This is a genomic window from Desertibaculum subflavum, assembly GCA_003576705.1.
GTDB lineage: Bacteria > Pseudomonadota > Alphaproteobacteria > Ferrovibrionales > Ferrovibrionaceae > Desertibaculum > Desertibaculum subflavum.
The window spans coordinates 23,711-32,275 of record QOZS01000059.1 but is presented as its reverse complement, the minus strand read 5'-3'; the positions used below and the strand labels follow the sequence as shown (position 1 = coordinate 32,275).

9 protein-coding genes are annotated in these 8,565 nt (G+C 70.0%); 5 read left to right on the top strand and 4 right to left on the bottom strand.

Annotated elements, in window-relative coordinates; genetic code table 11:
• Positions 1-113: 113 nt before the first annotated feature.
• Together DT074_RS23485 and DT074_RS23480 are read right to left on the bottom strand one after the other, a co-directional pair.
• Positions 114-992, bottom strand: a complete 879-nt coding sequence (locus DT074_RS23485) for a thioesterase family protein (protein ID WP_119422299.1) — start codon at positions 990-992, stop codon at positions 114-116.
• Complete coding sequence (locus DT074_RS23480) at positions 989-1,438, bottom strand: acyl-CoA thioesterase (RefSeq protein ID WP_119422298.1); 450 nt, start codon at positions 1,436-1,438, stop codon at positions 989-991. The genes DT074_RS23485 and DT074_RS23480 overlap by 4 nt, the downstream gene beginning before the upstream one ends.
• A 141-nt stretch (positions 1,439-1,579) precedes the next feature.
• On the opposite strand from DT074_RS23480, the gene DT074_RS23475 reads away from it, so the two are divergent.
• Together DT074_RS23475 and DT074_RS23470 are read left to right on the top strand one after the other, a co-directional pair.
• Positions 1,580-2,794: an FAD-dependent monooxygenase gene (locus tag DT074_RS23475; RefSeq protein ID WP_162915144.1), complete on the top strand. Its 1,215-nt coding sequence runs from the start codon at positions 1,580-1,582 to the stop codon at positions 2,792-2,794.
• A 212-nt stretch (positions 2,795-3,006) separates the two neighbouring features.
• Positions 3,007-3,798 (top strand): hypothetical protein, encoded by a 792-nt coding sequence (locus tag DT074_RS23470; protein ID WP_119422296.1) that lies wholly within the window; start codon positions 3,007-3,009, stop codon positions 3,796-3,798.
• A gap of 10 nt (positions 3,799-3,808) precedes the next feature.
• Here DT074_RS23470 and DT074_RS23465 read toward each other — a convergent pair whose 3' ends face one another.
• Positions 3,809-4,897 carry a mandelate racemase/muconate lactonizing enzyme family protein gene (locus DT074_RS23465; RefSeq protein ID WP_119422304.1) on the bottom strand — a complete coding sequence of 363 codons (1,089 nt, stop codon included), beginning with the start codon at positions 4,895-4,897 and terminating at the stop codon, positions 3,809-3,811.
• A 123-nt stretch (positions 4,898-5,020) separates the two neighbouring features.
• Here DT074_RS23465 and DT074_RS23460 point away from each other — a divergent pair, with 123 nt between their 5' ends.
• The 3 genes from DT074_RS23460 (at position 5,021) to DT074_RS23450 (ending at position 8,080) form a co-directional block, all read left to right on the top strand.
• Positions 5,021-5,266 (top strand): hypothetical protein, encoded by a 246-nt coding sequence (locus DT074_RS23460; RefSeq protein ID WP_368744873.1) that lies wholly within the window; start codon positions 5,021-5,023, stop codon positions 5,264-5,266.
• A 97-nt stretch (positions 5,267-5,363) separates the two neighbouring features.
• Positions 5,364-7,274, top strand: a complete 1,911-nt coding sequence (gene selB, locus DT074_RS23455) for a selenocysteine-specific translation elongation factor (protein WP_119422295.1) — start codon at positions 5,364-5,366, stop codon at positions 7,272-7,274.
• 53 nt (positions 7,275-7,327) lie between these two features.
• Positions 7,328-8,080 (top strand): hypothetical protein, encoded by a 753-nt coding sequence (locus DT074_RS23450; RefSeq protein WP_119422294.1) that lies wholly within the window; start codon positions 7,328-7,330, stop codon positions 8,078-8,080.
• 6 nt (positions 8,081-8,086) lie between these two features.
• Here DT074_RS23450 and DT074_RS23445 read toward each other — a convergent pair whose 3' ends face one another.
• Entirely contained in the window at positions 8,087-8,494 is a 408-nt protein-coding gene (locus tag DT074_RS23445) for a carboxypeptidase regulatory-like domain-containing protein (RefSeq protein WP_119422293.1), read from the bottom strand.
• Between the last annotated feature and the right edge of the window lie 71 nt (positions 8,495-8,565).

Sequence of the window (8,565 nt, the reverse complement as noted above, 5' to 3'; positions counted from 1 at the left end):
CCATCGAATAGGGACGTCCCATGCTGGCTGGCCTCCATCCCCAGCCCGCATCTTGAATCACTATTCGAGCCCCTTGGGAATCCCCTGCCGATTCAAGCCAATCTCATCCCGCTCTAGCCGATCTTCAGCGCCTCGGCCCTGGCGCGCATCTCCGGCGGGATCGGCATGGTGCGCCGTGCGGCGAGATCGAACATCGCCACGACGAATTCCAGCCGCCCCAGCGGCTCGCCGGTCATCGCCTGCACCATGTGGTGCACCATGCGCATGGTCTTGTCCTTCAGCTCGTAGAGGCCGGAGCGCATCTCGTAGGGCTCGCCCACCTTGATCGGCCTCGCATGCGCCAGCTTGTAGTCGAGCGCCGCGAAGCCCCAGTCCCGTTCCTCGCGCGCCTCTGTCGTGAACCCGATCCTCGCCATCAGATGCGGCATGGCCGAGGTATAGGCGTTCATGCGGAAGCGCAGATGCGCGTGCCCGGAGGCGTCGAGCTCCCACTGGTTGAAGGTGCCGCGGCTGGTGTCGATCAGGCCGGCTGCCTCGTGGGTCGGCGCCTCGGGCGTTGCCGGCGGCAGGGCCGGCAGGTTCGCCATCGGCGCCGCCGCCGCACTCATCTCCTTTGTCAGCGGCACGAAACGCCGCGCAGCGAGATCGTAGAGCTTCGCCTCGCGCTCGAGCTGCGCGGCAAGCTCGCCGGTCTCGGTGTTCAGCACCTCGGTCGCAAGATCCAGCGCATCGCTCCGCGCGGCGCGTACCGCCGTCCGGATATGGAAGCCGTCGCCGGCGCGCAGCTCGCGCCGGAACAGGATGCGATCGGCGACCGGCACCAGCGCCACCTGCCGTGCCCGCGCCGCCTCGGGCCCGAGGCCGAGCGCGGCGCCGAGCCAGGCCAGCGCATCGATCGACTTGCCGAGATAGAACTGCACGTTCATGTGCCCGAACTGATCGCATTCCCAGGCATTGACCGCGCCGCGATAGCCGTCCACCCAGCCGGTCATTCGCCGGTCTCCCTGCTGCCTGGCTCCGTCGGAACGATCAGCCCGGTAATCCGCTCCCGCACTTCGGGCGGGAACGGCGCCGAGCGCCGCGCCTCCAGGTCGAAGCAGACGCTCTTGACATGCGAGGTCATGGCGACCTGGCCCGGCGCGCCGGCCAGCAGGCGATGCGCAAGCTGGATGCTCTTCTCGCCGACCCGCAGGATGCCGCTTTCGACCCGAATCAGCTCTCCTGCCCGCACTTCGCGGGCATAGGTCGTCTGACCGTCCAGCGCGACGACGCCGAGCTTCTTCTCGCGGCGGACCTTGGGCCCGAGCCCCATGGCGATCAGGAGCTGCCAGAAGCCGTCCGACATGCGCGCGTTGTAGAACTGCACGTTCATATGGCCGAACTCGTCGCACTCCCAGGGCGCGACGACGCCGCGGAAGGTCTCGATAAAACCAGACATGGGGAAATGGTCTCGTGAACGCAGGACAGGTCGCCGGATGCTAGTGAGTTCGGCACGGCATCGCCACCTGCAGAACACGCGACCCAGTCCCCCATCCAGTGGTCTATGCTGAGCCGCAAAGAGAGCACTGGAGGAAGCCCCATGCGCATCGTCATCGTCGGGGCCGGGATCGGCGGCATCACCGCGGCATTGGCATTGAAGCGGCTCGGTTTCGACCAGGTGACGCTGATCGAGCAGGCGCCGGCGATCCGCGCCGTCGGCGCCGGCATTCAGCTCTCGGCCAATTGCGTGCGCCTGCTGCGCCGCCTCGGCCTCGGCGATGCGCTGACGCGCGTCTCGGTGCGGCCCTCGGCGCATATCTTCCGCGACTGGAAGACCGGTGAAGTGCTGCTCCACACCGCGCTCGGGCCGAAGGCCGAGGCCGCCTTCGGCGACAGCTATTTCCACGCCCACCGGGCCGACCTCCTGGCGGCGCTCCTGGAGAAGCTGGATGCGTCTTCCGTTCGTCTCGGCTGCAGGCTGGTCGGGTTCAGCGAGGAAGCCGACCGCGTCCGACTCAAGGTCGAACCGGGTGGGACGATCAAGGCCGACGTGCTGATCGGCGCCGACGGCATCCACTCCACGGTGCGCCAGGCGCTGTTCGGTGCCGATCGTCCGCGCTTTGCCGGCAATGTGGCCTGGCGCGCTCTCGTGCCGGCCGAGCGGGTCGCGCATCTCGGCCTCGACAAGGTGGCCGAGGTGTGGATGGGCCCGAACCGCAGCCTGGTGCGCTACTACGTCTCGGCCGGACGGTTGCTCAACTGGATCGGCATCACCCGCGCCAAGGAAGGCGAAATCGAAAGTTGGTCCGCCAAGGGCATCGTCGCCGATGCGCTGGACCTGTGGGGCGACTGGCATCCGATCGTGCGCGGCATGATCGAAGCGACGCCCTCGGACGGCCTGTTTCGCATGGGTCTCTATGACCGCGATCCGCTGCATGCCTGGACCGGCGGGCGCGTCGCCATCCTGGGCGACGCTGCGCACCCGATGCTGCCCTTCCACGCGCAGGGCGCCGCGCAGTCGATCGAGGATGCCTGGGTGCTGGCGGGCTCGCTGGCCGAGAATCCGGCGGATCCGCCGGCCGCGCTCGCCGCTTTCGCGGCACGCCGGATCGAGCGTGCCAACTGGGTGCAGGCCTATAGCCGCGAGATGGAGGAATTCGTGCACCAGGCCGATCCGGCGCGGATCGAGTATCGCAACGCGCGGCTGCGCGAGCGCCTGAAGAAGTACGAAGGCGAGTTTCCGCCCGGCCAGGTCAAGCTCTACAGCTTCGACGCCGACAGCGTCTTCCCGGCCCCGCCGCAGGCCGTCGCCTAGTAGACCGATTCACCGCCAAGTGCGCGAAGGACGCCAAGGCGCGCCAAGGAGAAATCAAACAATGCCTTTGCGTCCCTTCGCGCTCTTGGCGTCCTTCGCGGTGAATCGCGCGGGGCTGGTTAACGCCGGTTAGGCAATCGGCTCTGCCGCCATTCACCTCCCGTTAGACGCGCCGCGCGCAGAATAGCGGCGGAACGCTATCGGAGGGTGGAATGGCCGCCGCGCTGGAAAAGCGCGCCCGCGACCGCAATGCGGACGCCGGCAGTCGCATGCACATGCTGGATTGGGTCGAAGGACTGGCCGGCCCGTTCCGCGACAGCCTCAACACCCTGATCGCGCCGACCGGCGCCAAGCTTTTGCCCTCCGCCAAATGGATGCCCCATTCCTCGACCGAGCAGGGCCGGCGCGAGGCCAGGCTGATGGTCGACGACGGCTTCGTCAGCGAGCTGCGCCAGAGCGCGCTGCGCGCTTGGTGGCTCGGCAGCGGCGATCCGCGCGGCAACGAGCCGAACTGGGACCTCGCCGCCACGGCGGTATGGCCGGACGGCCGCGAGGGCCTGGTGCTGGTCGAAGCCAAGGCGCATGTGAACGAGCTCTCCGAGGCCGGCAAGGAGGCGCCGCCGAAAGACGCGCCGCGTCGGCAGGAGAACCATCAGTCGATCGGCGCGGCGATCAAGGAGGCGCAAGCCGGACTCGGCGGCGCGGCGGCGGGCGTCAAGATCTCGCGCGACCATCACTACCAGCTCTCCAACCGCATCGCCTTCGCCTGGAAGCTCGCCCGCCTCGGCACGCCGGTGGCACTGGTCTATCTCGGCTTCTGTGGCGACAGCGGCATGGGGCCGGGCTGCCTCCGCTCCGAGAGCCACTGGCGCGAGGCTTTCGAGGCGCATGCCGGGCGCGTCCTTCCGCCCGACATGCTCGAGCGCGAAATCGATTGCGGCATGGCCTCGTTCTGGGTCCTGGTCCGCGCCCGCATGGCGGTGCGGCTGAGCCACGACGGGTAGCCCCCGCGCGTCAGCTCCGCAGCTGCTCGAGGCCTTTCCAGTCGAACTCGATGCCGTGGCCCGGCGCATCGCCGGCGGTTGCCCGGCCGTCGGCGATGGCGAGCGGCGCGGCAATGTAGCGGTCGAGACCGAAGCCATGCGCCTCCAGATAGCTGCGATTGGGACAGGCTGCGAGCAGATGCACCGTCACGTCGTGCGCGCCGTGCGAGGTCACCGGCAGGTTATGCGCCTCGGCCAGATGCGCCACCTTCATGAAGACGGTGACGCCGCCGCAATTCGTCACGTCCGGCTCGGGAAAGGAAACGCCGCCGACGGCGATCATCTGCTTGAACTCCCACAGCGTCCGGAAATTCTCGCCGGTGGCGATCGGGATGCCGCCTTCGCGGGCGATGCGCGCATGGCCGGCGACGTCGTCCGGGATCGTCGGCTCCTCGAGCCAGACCAGGTCATAGGGCGCGAACGCGCGGGCGCGGCGGATCGCCTCGTCGGTCGTCCACTTCATGTTGGCGTCGACCATCAGCGGGAAGCCGTCGCCGAGATGCTGGCGCATCGCCGCGACCTTGGCGACGTCCTCGCTCATGCGCTCGCGCCCGACCTTCATCTTGATGGCACGGAAGCCCTTCTGCAGGTTCCCGTCGGTCTGCTTCAGCAGCGCCGCGACATCGAGGTCCAGATCGATGCCGCCGGCATAGCAGGGCACCGCCGGGTCGTTGCCGCCGAGCAGCTTCCACAGCGGCAGATGGGCGCGCTTCGCTTTCAGGTCGTGCAGCGCGATGTCGAGCGCAGATTGCGCGAAAGTGGCGGCGCCGCCGCGCCCGCCGTAATGCAGAGCCCACCAGACCTTGGTCCAGATCGCTTCGATGCGGTCGGCATCCATGCCCGGCACGATCCCGCCGATCTCCTCGGTCAGGGTGGCGTAGATCGCCCGGCCATTGCGCCCCGTGGTGTAGGTGTAGCCGACGCCCGCGGCACCGTCGGCATCGCGCAGCCGGACGGTGACCAGCTCGAAGGCCGTCATCACGCCATGCGTGGAATCCGACAGCGCGGCTTCGAGCGGTATCCGGTAGAGGCCGGCCTCGACGGCTTCGATCCTCGCCATCCGCATCCTCCCTGATTGCTGCAGGATCGTAGCCGCTTCGACCCCGCGCGCGAATTGCCGCAGGTCGTCCTGCGCCTTGCCGCCGATGCCGCCCCGCACCAGTTCTTGCTCGGGTGGTGCAGTATGAATATCTCGTTCTCCCGGATCGTGCTCGGCACCGTGGCGATCGCCGCGATTACCATTCTCGGCGCCTGGGCGCTCGATGCCTTCGAAGGGCTGGGCGGCGGCGGTGCCTTTGCCCTTATCATCGGCATCGTGGCGAGCTATGCCGTCGGCGTCGGCCTGATGGCGGCGGTGTTCTACAGCAGCCGGCAGCACGACCAGGCGGCGCATGACGCCGCGCGCGGCGAATTCCGGCGCCAGCCCTGAGGTGCGCGGCCTTCCGGCCTAACCTGCCGACGCCCGGCCGGTTTCCCGCTAGATTGCCGGCAGGGAGCCGAAAACGCCGCGCGGGGCAGCCGAAGGAATGATAGTAGGTACGGCCGGGCATATCGATCACGGCAAGACCACCCTGGTCAGGGCGCTGACCGGCGTCGATACCGACCGCCTGCCGGAGGAGAAGGCGCGCGGCATCACCATCGACCTCGGCTATGCCTACCGGCCGGGGCCGTCGGGCGAGCCGATCGGCTTCGTCGACGTGCCGGGGCACGAGCGGCTGGTGCACAACATGCTGGCCGGTGCCGGCGGCGTCGACTTCGCGTTGCTGGTGGTGGCCGCCGATGACGGACCGATGCCGCAGACCCGCGAGCACCTGCAAATTCTCGACCTGCTCGGCATCCGCGACGGCGTGGTGGCGATCAGCAAGATCGATCTGGTGCCGCCGGCGCGGCGCCGTGCGGTCGAGGCCGAGGTCAAGGCGCTGATCGCCGAGACCACGCTGAAGGACGCGCTGGTGCTGCCGGTCTCGGCGGCGACGGGCGAGGGCGTCGACGATCTCTGGGCTTACCTGGCGGAGCTCTCGTCCGACGCGGCGGTGCGCGCCGCGACACGGCGCTTCCGCCTCGCCATCGACCGCGCCTTCTCCATCGCCGGCGCCGGCACGGTGGTGACCGGCACGGTGATGGCGGGCAGCGTCAGGCCGGGCGACCGTCTCTACGTCGCACCAGGCCGGCTCGAGGCACGGGTGCGCGGCCTGCATGCGCAGGGCGCGGCGGCGGAGGAGGGCCATGTCGGCCAGCGCTGCGCCGTCAACCTCGCCGGCATCGCCCGCGAGCAGGTGAAGCGCGGCGACTGGCTGATCGAGCCCTCGCTGCACGGCCCGACCGACCGGCTGGATGTCGAGCTCCGCCTGCTGAAGAGCGAGCCCAAGACGCTCCGCCACTGGACGCCGGTGCATCTGCATATCGGCGCCGCGCATGTGACGGCGCGGGTGGCGCTGCTCGAAGCGCCGGCGCTGGAGCCGGGCCAGAGCGGCCTCGCGCAACTGGTGCTGGACGAGGCCGTCGCGGCGCTCGGCCAGGACAAGCTGATCCTGCGCGACATCTCCGCCACGCGCACCATCGGCGGCGGCCGCGTGCTGGATCCGGTGCCGCCGAATCGCGGGCGGAGGCGGCCCGAGCGCCTCGCACTGCTCGCCGCCTTGAGCGAGCCGGATGACGAAACGGCCTACCGGGCGGCGCTGCAGGCGCAGGGCGGCGTGGTCGACCTCGCCTGGTTCGAGCGCATCCGCAACCTGCCGCCCGAGGCGCCGCCGCCGGAGGTGAAGGTGGCAGGCTACGGCTTCGACCCGGCGGCCTGGGCCGGCCTCGCCGACACGGTCGCCGCGGCGCTGGCCACGCATCACGCCGAGAAGCCCGAAAGCGCCGGCCTCGACGAGCACCGCCTGCGCCTGGCGCTGGCGCGGCGCTGGCCGAAGCCGGTCTTCCACGCGGCCCTGGTCGAGCTGCAGCGGCAGAAGCGGATCGCGCAGGAGGGCGGCTTCCTGCGCCTGCCGGGCCACGCCGTCCGCCTGCTCCCGGCCGAGGAGAAGCTGTGGGAGCGCGTCCAGCCGCTGCTCGCCACTGAGCGCTTCCAGCCGCCGCGCGTGCGCGACCTGGCCGAGCGGCTGCCCGCGGAAGAGAACGCGGTGCGGCAGATGCTGCGCCGCGCTGCCAAGCTCGGCCGCGTGGTGCAGATCGCGCCCGACCACTTCTTCCTGCGCGCCAGCGCGGCCGAGATGGCACATCTCGTCGCCGAGCTGAGCGCAGGCGGCGAGGCGACCGTCACCGCCGCCGGCTTCCGCGACCGCCTTGGCACCGGCCGCAAGGTGGCGATCCAGGTGCTGGAATTCTTCGACCGCGCCGGCATCACCGCCCGCGTCGGCGACGAGCGTCGCGTGGTGCCGGCCAAGGTCGGCCATTTCGGGCCGCCGCCTTCCGAACCCGCGCCACAGGCGTAAACATCTTTTCACGTGACAGCGGCGGCCGATGGCGCGACCCTCGGTCGTTCGTCATGTCCGATACTGCTTCAGATCATCTGATCACCGCCGATGCCCTGATCCGCGGCGCCGTCATCCGCGCCGTGCTGCACTGCGACCGCTCCACCTATGCCAACCAGCCCGAGGTCGAGGTGCTGGAGCTCCCGGTGCTGCTCGGCCAGGGCGACAACGTCTGGGCCTTCAGCCGCAGTCTGCACGGGCCGATCTCGCCGCTCGGCGGCCGCGGCATTCCCTGCGCCTACGGCTATTCGACGCGCTACGGCCTGGTCGCCAATGCCTCGCACCTGGACGGGCTCGCCCGCGTCTACGACCTCGCCGCCTATGCCGCGCACCGCTTCCTCACCGTCGAGGCGGGCGACCCGATCTGGCAGCCGGGCGCCGACGAGGGCCCGCTCAAGGCCGCGATCGAGGCCGGCCGGCGGCTGCGCGCCGTGCTGGAGACGGCGAGCGGTCTGACCCTCGGCCTCAGCGTCCACCTCGCCGAGTATCACGGCCGGCGCGACGTGGCGCTCTTCACCGAGTACGAGGCGGTGCCGGCCTTCGTGCTGGCCGCGCCGTTCCTGGAGCGGATCAGCGCCGAGGTGGCGGCGAAGCGCGGGGCCGCGACGGGGCCGATCATGACCGGCCTGCTGGACCCGCAGCGCACCGCCTTCGAGAGCCTGTATTTCCGCCTCTCGACCGACGGCCGGCTGATGCGCTGGGACCCCGCCGCGCACAGTTTCGCCACGGCGGAGGTCTGGAAGCGCCTCACCATCCTGGCGCGCTGAGCGGCATCAGCTGCCCTCGATGTCCCAGTGCATGAGGACGTTCTGCAGTATGCCGGACCTGACCTCGACGGTGCGCTCCTGCGGCCGGCCGTCGACCACGGCGTGCAGGCGGTAGGTGCCGGGCTCGAGCTTCGCGAGCAGCACCGGGCCCCGCATCGTGGCCTCCAGCACCGTCTGGTCGCCGCGCAGAATCGTCACATCGGCATTGGCGATGTAGTCGCCTTCCCGCTGCGCCGTCACCAGACGCAGGTTGAAGTCACGCTGCAGCTCCCGCAGCTGGGCCTGTTCGTCATCGCCGACGCCGCCGGTCACGTAGCGGCCGCCGGCGAATGACTGCACGTCGAGCGGCGCCGCGCTGACCGCCGGTGCGCCGGCAACGAGGGCCAGCGCGAGGAGGAACGGTGTCGCCTTCATATCTCTGCCTCCACGAACTTGGGGTCCTCCGGGGCCAACGATGACCGCGGGCGGAGGTTCCCGCTATAGTC